Below are 17470 nucleotides of genomic sequence, written 5' to 3' on the forward strand. Positions count from 1 at the left end.
ACAGTTCTTATCTAACTGTACTAAGATTTGGAAACCTTGTGTACGCATATTATTATAATTACTGGAAAAATAAACATAAGAGATTGTAGATCTTACCTCTAGAGGTAATAATAGCATCTTATGGTTCAATGAGAAATTACAAAAAGAGTTCTCAAACTCAAAAATAACTCTAACCGACTACTATCCTAAAATCCCAGCTTTTAATACACTCAAAAGTAGGAAGCTAACATCTATTTTTCAGAAAACACTGTTGATACCAGAAATGTTCCTATAAATCTAAAAGTAATTCGTACGCAGTTTTTATCACTATACCATTTTAAACCCAAAGATACTTTTACTACATTAAAAATGCTATTAACGATAATACTACGATCGCGATGTTTGAAGATCAAGAACATAGTAATCCAAGCATTTTAGGAATGCTCTTCTCTCCTATGATTCTATTCCTAACCACTACATTTATTAGACCATTCAAAATTGGTATATTGTTGTTTACATGCATCATAACTATCGCACAGGTTTTTGTATTTTGGCAAGGTGTTGTTTCTGCATGCAGAACCTATTTAGTAAAAGAAATGGAAGCCTCAATTGCGCAAGTAAAGAATAACGACCAATATAATGGTGATATAAAAAAAGTACAGAACAGCCGCAGAGTCATGATCTATCTGTCTGGAATGCCTAAATAAAAAAAGACCAACTTTTCGATTGGTCTTTTTTTTATCTCATTTATTTTAAAGCTTACGCTAAAACTTCTTGCACTTTATCAGCAGCTTCTTGAAACTCCACAACAGAATGCACTGGCAATCCACTAGCATCAATTAATTCTTTAGCTTCAATAGCATTGGTTCCTTGCAAACGCACAATAATAGGAACTTGAATTTCATCACCCATATTTTTATAGGCATCAACAATACCTTGTGCTACACGATCACAACGCACAATACCTCCAAAAATATTAACTAAAATAGCTTTAACTGCTGGGTCTTTCAATATAATTCTAAACCCTTTCTCCACTCGCTCAGCATCTGCTGTACCACCAACATCTAAAAAGTTAGCAGGATCACCACCAGATTGCTTAATTAAATCCATAGTACCCATTGCTAATCCAGCTCCATTTACCATACATCCAACATTACCATCTAAGTCTACATAATTCAATCCTGCAGCATTAGCTTCAACTTCTATTGGACTTTCTTCACGCAAATCACGTAACTCCGCTAAATCTTTATGACGGAATAAAGCACTATCATCTAAAACAACTTTAGAGTCAACTGCTAAAATTTTATCGTCAGATGTTTTTAACACTGGATTTATCTCAAATAATGAAGAATCAGATTTTACATAGGCAGTGTATAACGATGAAACAAACTTTACCATTTCTTTCATTGCAACTCCACTTAAACCTAAGTTAAATGCAATTTTACGTGCTTGAAAAGGCAATAAACCTAATCCTGGATCTATTTCTTCAGTAAAAATTAAATGCGGTGTTTCTTCAGCCACTTGCTCAATATCCATACCTCCTTCTGTAGAATACATAATCATATTCTTACCAGTACCACGATTTAATAAAACAGACATATAATATTCCTCAGGCTTGTTATCACCAGGATAATAAACATCTTCTGCAATTAACACTTGATTTACTTTTTTACCTTCAGCAGAAGTTTGAGGAGTAACCAACATCATTCCAATAATCTCATCAGAAAGTGTCTTAACATCATCAATAGATTTTGCCAATTTCACACCACCACCTTTACCACGGCCTCCTGCGTGAATTTGAGCTTTTACTACATACCAGCTAGTTCCTGTTTCTTCAGTTAAACGCTTTGCAGCCTCAACAGCTTCTTCTGGTGTCTGCGCTACTTTACCACGCTGGATTCTAACACCAAAACTGCTCAGTAATTCTTTTCCTTGATATTCGTGTAAATTCATTTATTCTACAGTTTTAATTGCATTGCAAATGTAATATAATCACAACTGATTTTCATCATAGATTTTATAAAAAATGTAACACTTTCTTTTAATAAAGAATCGTAGAATAATTAACAGTATTTTAAGGGATATAAAGCAGTATGTTAAATACTTTCGCATTAAGTATAAAAACTGCAAACTACTTTTTCAATGAACAAGGCATTCTTTATATTATGCTTATTTTCAGCTGTACTTTCTCTATCAGCACAAACCGAAATAACCAAAAAAAACGTAGATACCAAACGTGTAAAGAGCGCTCCCAAAATTGACGGAATTTTAGATGATGATGCTTGGAAAGGAGCTGATATAGCAACAGATTTTGTCATGTTCAGACCTGATTCAGGCACTCCAATCCCTTTTGAAAAGCGTACAGAAGTTAGAATAGTTTATGACGATGAGGCTATCTATTTTGGGGCCTATTGCTACGATGATGAACCCGATAAAATTCCGAAACAATTTTCAAGTAGAGACAATTTTGGAATTGCAGATTGGTTTGCTGTAGCGATAAACCCAAACAACGATTCTTTAAATGATACCGAATTTTTTGTTCAGGTAACAGGCACACAATGTGATGCAAAAGCAACACCAGACGGAGAAGACTTTAGCTGGAGCGCCGTTTGGAGTAGTGCTACAAAAATTATGGAAAATGGTTGGATAGTAGAAATGAAAATTCCTTATTCTACTTTGAGGTTTTCTAACAAAGAAACTCAAACTTGGGGATTAAATTTTCACCGATATTTTAGAAATACAAGAGAACAATACACCTGGAATTTTGCTGATCGTTCAGTAGGTATATTACAGCAATATGCGGGTACATTAACCGGAATAGAAAATATAGATCCTCCTACTCGATTGAGTTTTTCTCCTTATGCCCAATCCGCATATGACAGTTATGATGGTGAAGAAAATTTTGATGCAAGTTTTGGATTGGATGTAAAATACGGAATCAGCGAAAGTTTCACGCTTGATGCTACATTAATTCCAGATTTCGGTCAAGTAGCTTTCGATGATTTAGTATTAAACCTTGGGCCCTTTGAACAAATTTATCAAGAGCAAAGACCATTTTTTACCGAAGGTGTTGAGCTATTTGAAAAAGGGAACCTTTTTTATACTAGAAGAATAGGTGACCGCCCAATTAATTATGGTTTAAGCAGTGATTTAGAGGAAAATGAAATTTTCACAGACAATACCGATATGGTAAATATGCTAAATGCCATCAAAGTTTCAGGAAGAACCAATAAAGGTTTAGGTGTTGGCGTATTTAATGCGATTACAGAAGAAACAACTGCACGAATAAAAGATACTTTAACAGGTGAAACACGTGAATTTATTACAGAACCACTGGCCAATTATAGTGTTATTGTTTTTGATCAACAATTCAATAAAAACTCTTATATCTCTTTAACCAATACCAATGTTTTAAGAGAAGGAAGTACTAGAGATGCAAATGCAACAGCATTAATGTGGGATATCAACAATAAAAGGAATTCCTTTAACATAAATGGAGGATTTAAAACAAGTAGGGTTCGAGAAAACGGAGAGTTAGTAAAAGGTTATTGGTTTGATAATAGCTTCGGAAAATCATCTGGTAATTTCAACTTTAATGTTGGTTATTCTATGGCTGACGAGCATTTTGACATTAATGATTTAGGTTTTAATTTCTTTGTTGACTATCAAAAAATCTACTCAAATGGAGTCTATAGAACCTTTGAACAGACCGATACCTTCATGCGATTGCGTATTAATTATTTTACAGAATTAAATTATCGATTCAGCAACGGGGCGTACATGGGTAATGATTCTTTTATAGGCTTCTTTGGTCAATTACATAACCAAATGGCCTTTGGCGGAAATATTAACGGAAACATAGGTACGCAATACGATTATTATGAACCTAGAGTTTTTGACAGATATGTAAAACAAGCACCTAGAACCAATTTTAATGCCTGGTTATCTACCAATTACAACAAAAAGTTTGCTATTGATGTACGTGGATTTTACGGTATGCAGCCAAAACAAGATACTGATTATTACGAAATAACTGCAGAGCCTCGCTATCGTTTCAGCGATCGATTTATAATGATATATGAAGTCGAATTATTTAATGCAAATAACGAGCAAGGCTATGTAAATCAGTTAGACGACGACACCATAATATTTGGAATTAGAGATCGTAGAAGTTTAACGAACAATTTATCAGGGCGTTTCAACTTCAACACAAAATCTTCATTAAATCTCACTTTTAGACACTATTGGTCTCCTGTTGCTTATAGCCATCAGTTTTATGCCTTAGATGAAAACGGTGATTTAACAGAACATCCGTACAACGAAAGTCATGATATTAACTATAATGTTTGGAACATAGACTTTAGTTATGCTTGGGAGTTTGCCCCTGGAAGTCAATTAACTCTGCTGTATAGAAATCGAATTTTTAATGCCGACGATCAGTCGCAGTTAGATTTTGGAGAAAACCTATCGAATCTTTTCGAACAACCAATCGGACACAACCTTTCACTTCGAATGATTTACTTTATAGACTACAATAACATGAAGTACTGGTTTAAGAAGAAAAATTCTTAACCAAATTTTGTATGTTTGAGCTATGATTAAAGCCACAAATATTCACAAGTCTTATGGCACTGTAGAAGTACTGAAAGGCGTTGATTTGCACATTAAAAAAGGTGAAATAGTCGCCATTGTTGGCCCTTCAGGAGCTGGTAAAACAACATTATTACAAATTCTAGGCACTTTAGATCAACCCAACAAAAGTGCAGAGACTAAAGTGACCATTGATGAAAAAAATATTTTGAAACTTTCAGACAAAAAGCTTTCAAAATTTAGAAATAAAAACATTGGTTTTATTTTTCAATTTCACCAACTGCTACCTGAATTTACTGCAATTGAAAATATTTGTATTCCAGCCTACATAGGTGGTAGCTCTCAAGAATCGGCAGAAACAGAAGCCCTGCGTCTTCTTGGTTTTTTAGGACTTGAAAAGAGAGCCCATCACAAACCAAGCGAACTTTCTGGAGGAGAACAACAAAGAGTTGCCGTTGCTCGTGCGTTAATAAATAATCCAAGAGTAATATTTGCTGATGAACCGAGTGGTAATCTTGATTCTGAATCATCGCAAAATTTACATGAATTATTTTTTAAACTCCGAGACGAATTCGGACAAACATTTGTGATTGTTACCCATAATAAGGAGTTGGCGGCAATGGCTGACAGAACTCTTGAGATGAGAGACGGAAATATAATAAGATCCTAAAATCATTTAAATAAAGCGATGATAGCCATAATTAGTGCCATGCAAGAAGAAATGCAGGCTTTATTGGAGCAACTGAAAAACACTAAAGAAACTACTAAAGGCATGCGGACCTATTATCAAGGTAGTCTATTTGGCAAAAAAGTGGTGCTTGTATTTTCTAGATGGGGCAAAGTTGCTGCGGCGGCAACCACTACGCAATTAATTAATGATTACAGTCCATCTGAAATTATTTTTACCGGTGTTGCAGGGGCTATTAAACCTCATTTGAATATTGGTGATGTTATTATTGGTACGAAACTATATCAACATGATTTAGACGCTAGACCGTTTTACCAGAAGTTTGAAGTACCTATTTTAAAAGAAAAATATTTCGGTACAGTCAACCCCTCATCTTTCATGGATTCTGCCTTAAAATTATCGAAAGCATTTAATGAGTTTGTTTCGGAAAGTGAAGCTAAGGAATTTAATATTGTTGCGCCCAAAGTATACACAGAAGCAATAGCCAGTGGCGATTTATTTGTTTCGAGTTTAGAGAAAATAGCTCAATTGAATAACGAGTTACCAGATGTATGCTGTGTAGAAATGGAAGGAGCTAGTGTAGCTCAAGTTTGTTTTGAATATAACGTTCCATTTAACATTATTCGCATTATATCAGACAAGGCGAATGACAATGCTCATATAGATTTTGCTCGTTTTATGAAAAATGTTGCAAGTCAATACGCCTTGGGTATATTCAAAAACTATTTTGTATTATAGCTATACTTTTGAAGCACCAAAACAATGCAATTTATATACCCTGAAATTTTAAACTTTTTATGGCTTTTAATTATTCCAATTATCATCCATTTATTTCAATTGCAACGCTTCAAAAAAGTTCCTTTTACCAATGTAGATTTACTAAAAAAAATACAGGTAAAAACTAGAAAAAGTTCGCAGCTTAAAAAGTGGTTAATTCTTCTTTGCAGACTAGGTTTATTTTCTTCAATTATTTTAGCATTCGCTCAGCCATATTTTTCAAACGCAACAAAAAATCAATCGAAAGAATTGATTTTATATGTAGATAATTCTTTGAGTATGGCAACTCTTGAAAATGGAAGTGAACGATTAAAAAATGAAATTTCAGGCTTCTTAGACAATGTCAATTTAAATCAAAATACAACTTTAATTACCAATGACGAAATAGCCTATAATTTACCTCCAGAAACTTTAAAAGAAAGACTTATTAACCTAGAATTCAGTCCAAAAAATACAGACTTCGAAACAGTTTTTCTTCAGATAAATGAGGTGTTAAAAGAAAAAACCAATACTTTATATAAAACTATTTTAGTTTCTGATTTTCAAGGTTTTGAAAAAATAAAAAAACAAAACGTTACAAATGTAAACCCTTCAATTTCCTTAATAAACAGCACAAGAAATAATATCAACAATATTTGGATTGATTCTGTTTATGTTGCTGCTAAAACAAACTCAGAAATCACAATAAATGTACAATTAAATTCCCAACTAAAAAATAATATATCTGTACCTGTATCACTAATTTTAAACGATACTCTAGTTGCAAAATCAAGTGCAGATTTTTCAGATAAAACTACAGTTTCAAAACAGTTTTCTTTTCCATCAAAAAATAAAGTAAATGGAAAAATTGAAATTGATGACAATACACTTTTGTTTGATAACACCCTTCTATTCTCAATAGAAGAAACACCAAAATTAAACGTACTTTCACTTGGAAAAAACTCCTCTTTTTTAAGTCGTATTTTCACCTCAAATGAGTTCAATTTTACGTCACAAGAAAACGACAATTTAGACCCCGTTTTTATCAGCAAACAAAGCCTAATAATTTTAAATGAAATCGAGTCTTTAGAACCAAGGCTAATTTCATTGTTAGAAGATTATTTTAAGCAAGGAGGAACAATTGTTATGATTCCTGCTATAAATGGAAATCTAAATTCTTATAACCAATTATTAAATTTATCTTCTTCTAATAAAATTGATTCCTTCAATCAAATCGAGCAACCCATAAGTATCATTTATTATGACCACCCCTTATTTGATAATGTTTTTGAAAAAAGAGTCTCAAACTTTGAAGCACCTTTAGTTAATGGTTTTTTTAATACCAGATTAAAGAATGCATCATCAATTTTAAGTTTTGACAATAGACTACCATTTATAAGTGAGTTAAACTCTTCTATTGGTAACCTCTACTTATTTAGCTCTCCCATTTCAGAAGGTAATTCTAATTTTAAAAATAGTCCGTTAATCGTACCTCTATTCTATAATTTTGCGGTAAAAAATGCTCCTTTTCCACAGTTGTATTATGTTATCAATCATGAAAATGAAATTGCTTTAGATCACACCTTAAACAAAGATGAAATACTAGAATTCAGTAATGATAACAAAAGATTTATACCATTGCAAAACCACAATGGTAAAACAGTAAACATAACCACAACATCATTACCAGATGAAGCAGATTATTATCAAATTACACACAACAACACCACTATTAAAACAGTGGCTTATAATTACGACAGAAAAGAAAGTAGATTAACAACTACTGATTTAAACCAACTTTTCGCAAACAAAAATAAAATAATCATTTTCGACAATTATGAAGATTTGGCATTAGAAATTTCAGATCAATTTGAAATTAAAACATTATTTAAATTGTTTTTGAGCTTAGCTGTATTATTTTTGTTGCTGGAAATGTGCATCCTTAAATTTTTTAAAGTATGAACGCGCTGATTAAATCTGCCACAATAGTTGACAAATTGAGTCAATATCATCTTAAAAAACAAGACATCTTAATTGAAAATGGCATTATTGCGAAAATTGCCGACTCCATCAAAAACCCAAATAACTATTCAGAAATCAATTTACCCAATTTAATGGTGTCTGCTGGTTGGTTTGACACGAGTGTGAGTTTTGGCGAACCCGGTTACGAAGAACGCGAAACAATTGCTAATGGATTGACTGTTGCAGCTAAAAGTGGATTTACAGATGTTGCAGTTAATGGTAACACAAAACCAGCTACAGACAATCTTACAGCAGTTCAGTTTCTTATAAATAAAGCTAGCGGATATGCAACAAATTTACATCCTATTGGATGCTTAACAGTAAAATCTGACGGGTATGATTTAGCAGAATTATACGATATGAAACAGTTTGGCGCAATTGCTTTTGGAGATTATAAAAAACCAATAAGCAATGCCAACCTTTTAAAAATTGCATTACAGTACACTCAAAATTTTGATGGATTAGTACAAAGCTTCCCTCAAGACAGCAGTATCGCAAGAGAAGGTTTAGCAAACGAAGGTGTAAACAGTACTGTATTAGGTTTAAAAGGAATTCCTGCCCTAGCCGAGACTATGCAAGTTGCGAGAGATATATTCTTACTTGAATATGCCGGAGGTAAACTTCATATTCCAACTATTTCAACCAAAAAATCTGTTGAATTAATTAAAGAAGCTAAAAATAAAGGCCTAGATATTTCTTGCAGTGTCAGTGCAAATCATTTAACAATTACTGATGAGATGCTTCATGGCTTTAACGCGAATACAAAGGTGACGCCACCTTTAAGAACAAAAGAAGATATATATGCTTTGATAGCTGGCGTAAAAGATGGCACCATAGATATTATTACATCCGATCATAACCCTATGGATGTTGAACATAAAAAAGTAGCATATAGTGCTGCTAAATTTGGAAGTCTAGGTTTAGAGTCGCTTATAGGCAGTTTAAACACTGTGTTATCTGTTGAAGATTTTATTGAAACAATTACTAGGAAGCCACGAGAGCGTTTTAATTTAAAACCTGTTTCTGTTTCAGAAGGTTTAGAAGCTAAATTAAGCTTATTCACGGCAGAGGGAGAAGATAAATTCACTGAGAATCAAATCCTATCAACTTCTAAAAACTCAGCATACCTAGGCCAACCAACAAAAGGAAAAGCTTACGGTATAATTGCAAATAATCAAATTGTTTTAAACCAGTAATTATGGATTACAACGTACAGCAAGGAAGAACAAAGGCAATAATCAGTTATTTCTGGTGGATTGGTTTGTTAATTGCTTTCCTAATGAACAACAATAATTATAACAGTTACGCCGCTTTTCATATTAGACAATCTATTGGTTTAGCACTACTCTTATTGGTTATAAGTTTTATTACCAAATTTGCTTGGGGCATTGGAGGTTCTATATTATTTCTTGGCTGGTTTGTTCTTTGGTTAATCGGATTACTATCCGCAATTAAAGGAGAAGAAAAACCAATTCCACTATTGGGAGAACAGTTTCAACAATGGTTTAGAAACATTTAATATGCAAGAAAATTTATCGCTAATTCATTTAGTCAGACAACCTAAGAAACAAACTTCTTCTAAGCCTCCATTAGCATTATTATTACACGGCTATGGCAGTAACGAGCAAGATTTATTCTCTTTTGCTTCAGAATTACCCGATGAATTAATTGTTGTGAGCGCAAGAGCACCTTTATCACATGAAATGGGTGGTTATGCTTGGTATACTATTAATTTCGACTTGAACAATGGTAAATTTTCTGATACCGATGAGGCTAAAGAATCTATTGAGTTAATAAAGACTTTTATAGATGAAATACATGTAGCTTACAATACAGATCCTCAAAACACTTTTTTAATTGGCTTTAGCCAAGGTGCTATTTTGAGTTATGGATTGGTATTGAACAATCCAGAAAAAGCGCAACATGTTGTTGCTTTAAGCGGTTATGTTAATTACGATTTACTTCCTCCAAATCTAAATGAGCTTAATTATAGTAATTTAGATATTTTCGCATCACATGGTAGTGTAGATCAAGTGATTCCCGTTGAATGGGCTCAGAATACTCCTCCCCTTTTAAAAGAATTAAACATTCCACACACCTATAAAGAATATATGGTAGGACATGGTGTTGCTCCGCAGAACTTTTATGATTTTAAAGCTTGGATAGAAGCGAGAATTTAAACCTTCACTTCCAGTTCATCGTATGCCAAAAACACATTTTCTGGTAGTTCTTTTTCCACATCTGCGTGAAATCCCATCTTATGGCTAATATGCGTTAAATACGCACGCTTGGGCTGAATTTTTTCAATCAAACTCAAGGCTTCATCTAAAGTTATATGAGTATAGTGCGGCTCTTTTCTCAATGCGCTTATAACCAAAATTTCTAATCCTTGTAGTTTTTCAATTTCAGTTTCTGGAATTATTTTTACATCTGTTAAATAGGCTAATTGATCAAATCGATAACCTAGAATTTCTAAATCACCATGTATCACTTTAATTGGCGTAATTGTAACTCCGTGCAATTCAAATGATTTATATCCAATTGGGTTCTGAGCCACACTTGGAGCACCAGGATATTTATTTTCATTCGAGAAAATATAGTCAAACCTTAGAGCAAGAGTTTCTAAAACTCTAGGCAATCCAAATACTGGCACAGCACCTATTTGAAAACAAAAAGGCCTTATATCATCTATTCCGGCTACATGGTCTGCATGCTCATGAGTAAATAGAATACCATTTATAGAATGCACATTTGCCCGTAGCATTTGATACCTAAAATCAGGACCACAGTCTACAACAAAAGCCACGTCATCCCACTCAACCAAAATGGAAACTCTAAGTCTCTTATCTCTATTATCTGTTGAGTGACAAACCGGATGATCGCTATTAATGACAGGTATTCCTTGAGAAGTACCTGTGCCTAAAAAAGTTAATTTCAAGTGTTCTATTTTCTACAAATTTAACTTTTAAAATGTGATTTGAAAAACCGAAATTCGTATTTTTGTTACGTAATTGTAAAGAATATTTCAGCTATGACATCAGTGATTTCAGGCGACCTTAAAATTGCAAGCGTCCCTTCTGTTAAAAGAAAAGCATTACGCATTAACCTCAACAAAAATATTTATGGAACTTTTGCTGAAATTGGTGCAGGACAAGAAACCGTGAGAAACTTTTTTAGAGCTGGCGGGGCTTCTGGCACCATTGCAAAAGCTATGAGTGCCTATGATAAAGATTTCTCTGATGCTATATACGGTTTAGAAGATGATGGACGTTACGTTACCGAATCACGATTAAAGAAAATGCTTACGCACGAGATTCATTTAATAGAAGATCGATTAAGTAGAGCAAAACACCCTGAAAAATTATTCTTCTCATACGCCAATACGGTTACAACTATTGACTTTGCAAAGAAATTTAAAGGTCATGGTTGGATTGGTATGAAATTTCAATTGAATCCTCTTGAAGGATATAACGAAATTATCATGCATGTTCGATTTAAAGAAAATGATGCAAAATTACAGCAAGAAACACTGGGTACGCTTGGTGTTAATTTAATTTACGGTTGTTTCTATTTAAACGATAATCCTAAAGATCTATTAAAATCTTTATATGATAATTTAGATAAAGATCAGATTGAAATAGACATGATTAATTTCTCTGGAGCTCGATTTGCCTATGTAGATAATCGTTTAATGAGTTTACAGTTAGTTAAAAACGGTATGACAAATGCCGTAATGTTTGGTCCAGATGGCAATAACTTATTACCTGCACAACAACTGTATAAGAAAAACATATTGACCTTAAGAGGAAGCTTTAGACCTGTAACTAAAGTAAACATGGATATTTTCGAGCGTGCTACAGAACTTTTCTTTGCTGAAAAAAAGGTTGATAAAGATAATGCCAAAATCATTTTTGAAATAACATTATCTAATCTTTCCGCAGAAGGAGAAATAAATGAACGAGACTTCTTAGACCGTGCAGAATTACTTTGCTCTTTAGGCCAGAATGTTATGATAACCGATTTCTCTGAATATTACAAACTAGTTGAATACTATGCTGAATTTACAAAAGAACGATTAGGTTTGGCAATGGGAGTATTCAATCTTGTTCAAATTTTTGACGAAAAATATTACCGTAATCTGAGTGGTGGAATTTTAGAGGCCTTTGGTAAATTGTTCTTTAAAGATTTAAAAATCTACTTATACCCATTAAAAGATGGTGAAAAAGATGAATTGATTACTAGTGAGAACTTAAAAGTGCATCCTCGTATGAAAGAATTGTACAAATTCTTTAAATACAATGGTAAAGTAATTGATATTGAAAACTATAATCCAGACATCTTAAATGTATTCTCTAGAAAAGTTCTTAAAATGATTCATGAAGGTGAAGAAGGTTGGGAGAAAATGTTACCAGAAGGAATTTCAGAAATCATTAAAGATGAACGCTTATTTGGTTATTCAAGAAGAAAATTTAAAAAACCTACATCTTAAATCCATTTACTTTTAAACCTTTTGTATTTTTAATGGTCTTAATTCAAAATACCCTAGGTGACAAACGAAAAACAACTAATCGCTCAATTAAAAAATAAGCAAACCCAAGATATTGCATTTAGGCAATTAATGGAGTTGTATAAAGAGCGGTTGTATTGGCATATCAGAAAAATAGTCGTATCACATGATGATGCTGATGATGTGCTCCAAAATACGTTTGTTAAGGTGTATAGAAGTATTCATAATTTTAAAGAGGATAGCAAGATTTATTCATGGATGTATCGCATTGCGACTAATGAGTCGATTACCTTCATTAATAAACGCGCAAAGCAACAGACAATTGATATTTCTGAGTACAAGCAAAATTTAGTTGCCACACTGCAAGAAGATGCCTTGTTTAGTGGAGATGAAATTCAGCAAGTTTTACAAAAGGCAATTGCCACATTACCAGAAAAACAACAGTTAGTCTTCAATATGAAATACTTCGACAATATGAAATACACAGATATGTCTGAAATACTAGATACTAGTGTTGGTGCCTTAAAAGCATCGTATTTTCATGCAGTAAAAAAAATTGAAAAGATTATAACAGCCCAATAATATGGCAGCAAATAACTTAAATAATGATAGTTTTTCTCTAGAAAAAGAAGCTCCTACCCTTTTTAAATACAGAAGTGTTGGCACTGGATTTGAGACCCCAAAAAACTATTTCGATTCAATTGAATCTAATATTCTCCAAATCATTCATAAACCCCATTTTGAGATTCCTGAAGGGTATTTTAATACGATAGAAGACAATGTTTTTGCTAAAATAAACAGTGAACAACAAGTAAAAGTTATTTCGTTTAGGCAAATTATTATTAAGAAAGTAGCTCCAATATTGGTCGCAGCCTCTATTACATTATTATTGATGCTAACTGTGTTCAATCAACCATCTAATCAAGATGTATTTGCATCTTTAGATGCTGCTCAAATAGAATCTTGGATTGATGATGGTAGTATTGATGTTAGTAGCGAGGATATTGCCGCAGTTTATTTAGAAGACGAAATAGAAACTATAGATTTGTTCTCAGATTACTCTGAAGATGATTATCTAAATTACTTAGACAATATTGATATTGAATCATTGATATTAACCAACTAAAATAAAAAAGTATGAAAAAATTTACCTTCATATTAGTAGCGAGTATTTTTATTACAACTCAGCTATTTGCTCAAGGGCCTAAAGGTCGTGAAGAACAATTAAAAGGGCTCAAGATTGCGCATATTACGCAAGAATTGGATTTAAGTTCTGAAGAAGCAGAAAAATTTTGGCCACTCTATAATGCACATCAAGATAATATGTTAAAATATCGGAAAGAGCAAGGTCGATCTAGTTTTAAACGCATTAAAGATAAAGGAGGTGTTGATGCCTTATCCGATGAAGAGGCAGCTGCAATAATTGACAATTTTATAAGTATCGATACCAAAATTCAAAAAGAGAAAGAACACTTTTACATAAGTTTGACAGGTATTCTTTCTCCTAAAAAAATTCTTAAACTACATATAGCTGAAGCTGATTTTAATAGACGTATTTTACAGCGCTTACGGAAAGAAGGCAAGAACAGAGAAAATAAAAAAGAATAAAAAAAGGGAAGTAAAACTTCCCTTTTTCTTTATAAATACATCTTTTGTCTTAGCTCCTTAACCTTTGAATCATCTAAGTATTCGTCAAACGTACTTAACTTATCAATAATCCCATTTGGAGTTAATTCTATAATTCTATTTGCCACCGTTTGTGCAAACTCGTGATCATGAGTTGAGAACAACACAGTTCCTTTAAAGTTTTTCAGACCATTGTTAAATGCTTGAATAGATTCTAGATCTAAGTGGTTAGTTGGCTCATCTAACATTACCACATTAGCTCTAGTCATCATCATTTTAGACAACATACAACGCACTTTTTCACCACCACTCAACACATTACATTTCTTTAAGGCTTCTTCTCCACTAAAAATCATCTTACCTAAAAAGCCTCTTAAAAATACTTCTTCACGTTCTTCTTCTGTTTGAGCATATTGTCTTAACCAATCAACTAAATTCAAAGAAGCATCTTGAAAATACTCTGAGTTTTCAACTGGTAAATAAGATTGAGTAGTTGTTACACCCCAAGCAAATTTACCTGTATCTGGATCTAACCTGTTATTTAAAATCTCATAAAACGTACTGACCGCTTTTGAATTTTTAGAAATGAAAGCTACTTTATCTCCTCTATTTAAGTTAAAATGAATTTCTTTAAACAATACTTCTCCTTCTACCGATTTGCTTAAATTTTCAACATTCAAAATTTGATCACCAGCCTCACGCTCTTGTTCGAAAATAATTGCAGGATACCTTCTACTTGATGGCTTGATATCTTCAACATTTAATTTTTCAATCATTTTCTTTCTACTTGTCGCCTGCTTAGACTTAGCAACATTGGCAGAGAAACGACGAATAAATTCTTCTAATTCTTTCTTTTTATCTTCTGCTTTCTTGTTTTGTTGTGCACGTTGTTTTGCAGCTAATTGACTACTCTCATACCAGAAAGTATAATTTCCACTGTAATGATTAATTTTTCCAAAATCTATATCAGAAATATGCGTACAAACGGCATCTAAAAAATGCCTATCGTGCGATACTACAATTACCGTATTATCGTAATTTGCTAAGAAATGTTCTAACCAACCAATTGTTTCAAAATCCAAATCATTGGTAGGCTCATCCATAATTAATACGTCAGGATTACCAAACAAGGCTTGCGCTAATAAAACTCGTACTTTAGATTTACCATCTAAGTCGGCCATTAATGTATAATGCTGCTCATCCTTTATTCCTAAAGAAGATAATAAAGTTGCAGCATCACTCTCTGCAGTCCAACCACCCATTTCTTCAAATTGCTCTCCCAATTCACCTGCACGTATACCATCAGCATCAGAAAAATCTGGCTTTGCATAAATAGCATCCATTTCTTTCTTTAAATCAAACAATGGTTTATTACCCATCATTACAGTTTCTAAAACAGGAAATTCATCGTATGCAAAGTGATTCTGTGATAGAACAGACATACGTTTACCTGGTTCAAGATACACTTGACCCGAAGTTGGCTCCATTTCACTAGAAAGTATTTTTAAAAATGTAGATTTACCAGCACCGTTGGCACCAATAATTCCGTAACAATTACCTTGAACAAATTTGGTGTTTACTTCATCAAATAATATACGCTTGCCAAATTGCACTGATAGATTGGATACTGAAAGCATAGGATATTACAAATTTTTAAATGTGGCGCAAAAGTAACAAATTTTATGGACTAAACCATCAACTCGAATACTTCTTAACAACCTGAATTACTTTATTACAACATGTTAAAAAAGTCGATAAAATCCGTTTTACTTTTAACATGTGTTTAACAGCGAATGCAAAGGGCGTTTGTATTTTTGTAATTGTAAATAGACTATTTTAGTTAGTCCCTATATGAAGATAAAACAACTCTTATATTTCGGTGTTTTTATGTTGATATTAGCCTCATGCTCAACGGCACAAGAAGGTCACTCAGCAACCTATTTTGGCGGTCATATTAAAAATCCAAAAAACTCCTTTATTACTTTATCTAAAAATGATGTAGTTATTGATACTATGTACTTAGATAATGAAAATAACTTCATCACTCAGCTAGATACACATACCCACGGATTATATATGTTCAATCATGGTTTAGAATATCAATATGTTTATTTTGAGCCAAGAGACAGTATATTAATTCATTTAAATACTTGGGATTTTGACGAGTCGTTAGTTTTCTCAGGTAAAGGAGCTCAGAAGAATAATTTTTTGATAGGCTTGTATCTTCAAAACGAAAAAGAAGAACACGAAATTAGTCCGTATTACAATCAAGTTCCATTTAGATTTGAAGAAAAGATTCAATCCAATATTTCTTTAAACAACTTCTTATACCAACAAATGTTAGAATCAGGCACAGAAGTTTCTGAAGAATTTGATGAACTAGCTCAAGTTGCTATAAATTATCCAATGTATAAACTACTTGAGAGCTATCCCTACATCCACAAAAGTAGATTTCAATTAGAAGATTATCCAGAATTGTCTGCTACTTATTACGATTTTAGACAAGGAATTGATATGAATAATGAGCAATTAATAGATTTTGCTCCATATTATAGTTATATCAACATTTATATTCATGCTTTAGCAAGAAGTGATAAAGATAAGCATGAAAATACCTCAGTTGCCATTCTAAACACTATCGATAAACATATTGAAGTTGAACGCTTTAAAAACACATTACTGCGTCAAGTTGTTTATGGTAATTTTAGGAATAAACCCGGTGCTTGCAGCATTGACATTGAAGTACTAGAAACTTTTAATGCATTATGTTCAAATAATAAAATGAAAGAGCAAATCAATGCTCTTGCAGAAGATTGCGAAAAAATAGTGCATAACAAAAGTTTAGACAATTTTGAAATTATTGATGTAAACAATAATACATTAAGAATTAATAAAGTTGTAAAAAACAAAAATACCGTCATTTATTTCTGGTCTCCTGAGTTGATTAGTCCAGACATGTTGATTAAACGTGTTAAATATCTTGAGAAGAAATATCCAGACCTAATGTTTGTTGGTATTAATTTGGAGCCAACAGAGTTTTCTAATCTTAAACTAAACAATACCTTAAAGCATCAGTATTTTTTGACAGAAGATAGTAGTGCACATGGTTTTGTAAAAAGTTTAGAACCAAGAACCATTTTAATTGATAGAAATGGTAAAGTAACAAATAGTTTTACCTACTTATCATCTCCATACTTAGAGCGTCAGCTTACAGTTTTAATTAAAAATTAAGACTCGCTTCTAACCCTTTAATTTTCAGTAACAAATAATAATCTAAAATAACAATGCTTAATCCGTTATTT

General features: G+C 32.7%; 16 protein-coding genes. 13 read left to right on the forward strand and 3 right to left on the reverse strand.

Annotation, left to right across the window (positions count from 1 at the left end; all coding sequences use genetic code 11):
- Positions 1-419: 419 nt before the first annotated feature.
- On the forward strand, positions 420-686 hold the full coding sequence (locus ACYQ5R_RS10680) for a hypothetical protein (RefSeq protein WP_460190931.1): 267 nt from the start codon (positions 420-422) through the stop codon (positions 684-686).
- 52 nt (positions 687-738) lie between these two features.
- On the opposite strand, the gene sucC is transcribed toward ACYQ5R_RS10680, so the two are convergent.
- The gene (gene sucC, locus ACYQ5R_RS10685; protein ID WP_460190932.1) at positions 739-1932 is read right to left on the reverse strand and encodes an ADP-forming succinate--CoA ligase subunit beta; all 1194 of its coding nucleotides are present in this window, start codon (positions 1930-1932) and stop codon (positions 739-741) included.
- Positions 1933-2121: 189 nt separating this feature from the next.
- Between sucC and ACYQ5R_RS10690 the strand changes: the two genes are divergently transcribed.
- From ACYQ5R_RS10690 to ACYQ5R_RS10720, 7 genes are read left to right on the forward strand one after another with little or no spacing between them, the layout of a single operon-like run.
- On the forward strand, positions 2122-4551 hold the full coding sequence (locus tag ACYQ5R_RS10690; RefSeq protein ID WP_460190933.1) for a DUF5916 domain-containing protein: 2430 nt from the start codon (positions 2122-2124) through the stop codon (positions 4549-4551).
- A gap of 22 nt (positions 4552-4573) precedes the next feature.
- Positions 4574-5239: an ABC transporter ATP-binding protein gene (locus tag ACYQ5R_RS10695; RefSeq protein WP_460190934.1), complete on the forward strand. Its 666-nt coding sequence runs from the start codon at positions 4574-4576 to the stop codon at positions 5237-5239.
- An 18-nt stretch (positions 5240-5257) separates the two neighbouring features.
- Entirely contained in the window at positions 5258-5995 is a 738-nt protein-coding gene (locus ACYQ5R_RS10700; RefSeq protein ID WP_460190935.1) for a 5'-methylthioadenosine/adenosylhomocysteine nucleosidase, read from the forward strand.
- Positions 5996-6019: 24 nt separating this feature from the next.
- Positions 6020-7975, forward strand: coding sequence for a BatA domain-containing protein (locus ACYQ5R_RS10705; protein WP_460190936.1), 1956 nt, complete (start codon positions 6020-6022; stop codon positions 7973-7975).
- Positions 7972-9231: a dihydroorotase gene (locus ACYQ5R_RS10710; protein ID WP_460190937.1), complete on the forward strand. Its 1260-nt coding sequence runs from the start codon at positions 7972-7974 to the stop codon at positions 9229-9231. The genes ACYQ5R_RS10705 and ACYQ5R_RS10710 overlap by 4 nt, the downstream gene beginning before the upstream one ends.
- A 2-nt stretch (positions 9232-9233) precedes the next feature.
- Positions 9234-9554, forward strand: a complete 321-nt coding sequence (locus ACYQ5R_RS10715; RefSeq protein WP_460190938.1) for a hypothetical protein — start codon at positions 9234-9236, stop codon at positions 9552-9554.
- A 1-nt stretch (position 9555) separates the two neighbouring features.
- Entirely contained in the window at positions 9556-10215 is a 660-nt protein-coding gene (locus ACYQ5R_RS10720) for an alpha/beta hydrolase (RefSeq protein ID WP_460190939.1), read from the forward strand.
- On the opposite strand, the gene ACYQ5R_RS10725 is transcribed toward ACYQ5R_RS10720, so the two are convergent.
- Positions 10212-10973, reverse strand: a complete 762-nt coding sequence (locus ACYQ5R_RS10725) for an MBL fold metallo-hydrolase (RefSeq protein ID WP_460190940.1) — start codon at positions 10971-10973, stop codon at positions 10212-10214. The two genes, ACYQ5R_RS10720 and ACYQ5R_RS10725, sit on opposite strands and share 4 nt — an antisense overlap.
- Positions 10974-11066: 93 nt before the next feature.
- Between ACYQ5R_RS10725 and ACYQ5R_RS10730 the strand changes: the two genes are divergently transcribed.
- From ACYQ5R_RS10730 to ACYQ5R_RS10745, 4 genes are read left to right on the forward strand one after another with little or no spacing between them, the layout of a single operon-like run.
- Positions 11067-12524 carry a TonB-dependent receptor gene (locus ACYQ5R_RS10730; protein WP_460190941.1) on the forward strand — a complete coding sequence of 486 codons (1458 nt, stop codon included), beginning with the start codon at positions 11067-11069 and terminating at the stop codon, positions 12522-12524.
- Between the two features lie 57 nt (positions 12525-12581).
- Positions 12582-13124, forward strand: a complete 543-nt coding sequence (locus ACYQ5R_RS10735) for an RNA polymerase sigma factor (RefSeq protein ID WP_460190942.1) — start codon at positions 12582-12584, stop codon at positions 13122-13124.
- Position 13125: 1 nt separating this feature from the next.
- Positions 13126-13668: a hypothetical protein gene (locus ACYQ5R_RS10740; RefSeq protein WP_460190943.1), complete on the forward strand. Its 543-nt coding sequence runs from the start codon at positions 13126-13128 to the stop codon at positions 13666-13668.
- An 11-nt stretch (positions 13669-13679) separates the two neighbouring features.
- A complete protein-coding gene (locus tag ACYQ5R_RS10745; RefSeq protein ID WP_460190944.1) occupies positions 13680-14150 on the forward strand; it encodes a hypothetical protein in 471 nt (156 codons plus the stop codon).
- Between the two features lie 29 nt (positions 14151-14179).
- On the opposite strand, the gene ACYQ5R_RS10750 is transcribed toward ACYQ5R_RS10745, so the two are convergent.
- The gene (locus tag ACYQ5R_RS10750; RefSeq protein ID WP_460190945.1) at positions 14180-15805 is read right to left on the reverse strand and encodes an ABC-F family ATP-binding cassette domain-containing protein; all 1626 of its coding nucleotides are present in this window, start codon (positions 15803-15805) and stop codon (positions 14180-14182) included.
- 214 nt (positions 15806-16019) lie between these two features.
- On the opposite strand from ACYQ5R_RS10750, the gene ACYQ5R_RS10755 reads away from it, so the two are divergent.
- A complete protein-coding gene (locus ACYQ5R_RS10755) occupies positions 16020-17399 on the forward strand; it encodes a TlpA family protein disulfide reductase (RefSeq protein WP_460190946.1) in 1380 nt (459 codons plus the stop codon).
- Positions 17400-17470 lie beyond the last annotated feature (71 nt).

Source organism: Urechidicola sp. KH5 (assembly GCF_054661455.1).

Coding starts and splice junctions, on each gene's coding strand:
- ACYQ5R_RS10755 (WP_460190946.1), top strand. CDS start 16,020: ATGAAGATAAAACAACTCTTATATTTCGGTGTTTTTATGTTGATATTA.
- ACYQ5R_RS10705 (WP_460190936.1), top strand. CDS start 6,020: ATGCAATTTATATACCCTGAAATTTTAAACTTTTTATGGCTTTTAATT.
- ACYQ5R_RS10720 (WP_460190939.1), top strand. CDS start 9,556: ATGCAAGAAAATTTATCGCTAATTCATTTAGTCAGACAACCTAAGAAA.
- ACYQ5R_RS10700 (WP_460190935.1), top strand. CDS start 5,258: ATGATAGCCATAATTAGTGCCATGCAAGAAGAAATGCAGGCTTTATTG.
- ACYQ5R_RS10750 (WP_460190945.1), bottom strand. CDS start 15,805: ATGCTTTCAGTATCCAATCTATCAGTGCAATTTGGCAAGCGTATATTA.
- ACYQ5R_RS10690 (WP_460190933.1), top strand. CDS start 2,122: ATGAACAAGGCATTCTTTATATTATGCTTATTTTCAGCTGTACTTTCT.
- ACYQ5R_RS10715 (WP_460190938.1), top strand. CDS start 9,234: ATGGATTACAACGTACAGCAAGGAAGAACAAAGGCAATAATCAGTTAT.
- ACYQ5R_RS10710 (WP_460190937.1), top strand. CDS start 7,972: ATGAACGCGCTGATTAAATCTGCCACAATAGTTGACAAATTGAGTCAA.
- ACYQ5R_RS10730 (WP_460190941.1), top strand. CDS start 11,067: ATGACATCAGTGATTTCAGGCGACCTTAAAATTGCAAGCGTCCCTTCT.
- ACYQ5R_RS10680 (WP_460190931.1), top strand. CDS start 420: ATGCTCTTCTCTCCTATGATTCTATTCCTAACCACTACATTTATTAGA.
- sucC (WP_460190932.1), bottom strand. CDS start 1,932: ATGAATTTACACGAATATCAAGGAAAAGAATTACTGAGCAGTTTTGGT.
- ACYQ5R_RS10695 (WP_460190934.1), top strand. CDS start 4,574: ATGATTAAAGCCACAAATATTCACAAGTCTTATGGCACTGTAGAAGTA.
- ACYQ5R_RS10745 (WP_460190944.1), top strand. CDS start 13,680: ATGAAAAAATTTACCTTCATATTAGTAGCGAGTATTTTTATTACAACT.
- ACYQ5R_RS10740 (WP_460190943.1), top strand. CDS start 13,126: ATGGCAGCAAATAACTTAAATAATGATAGTTTTTCTCTAGAAAAAGAA.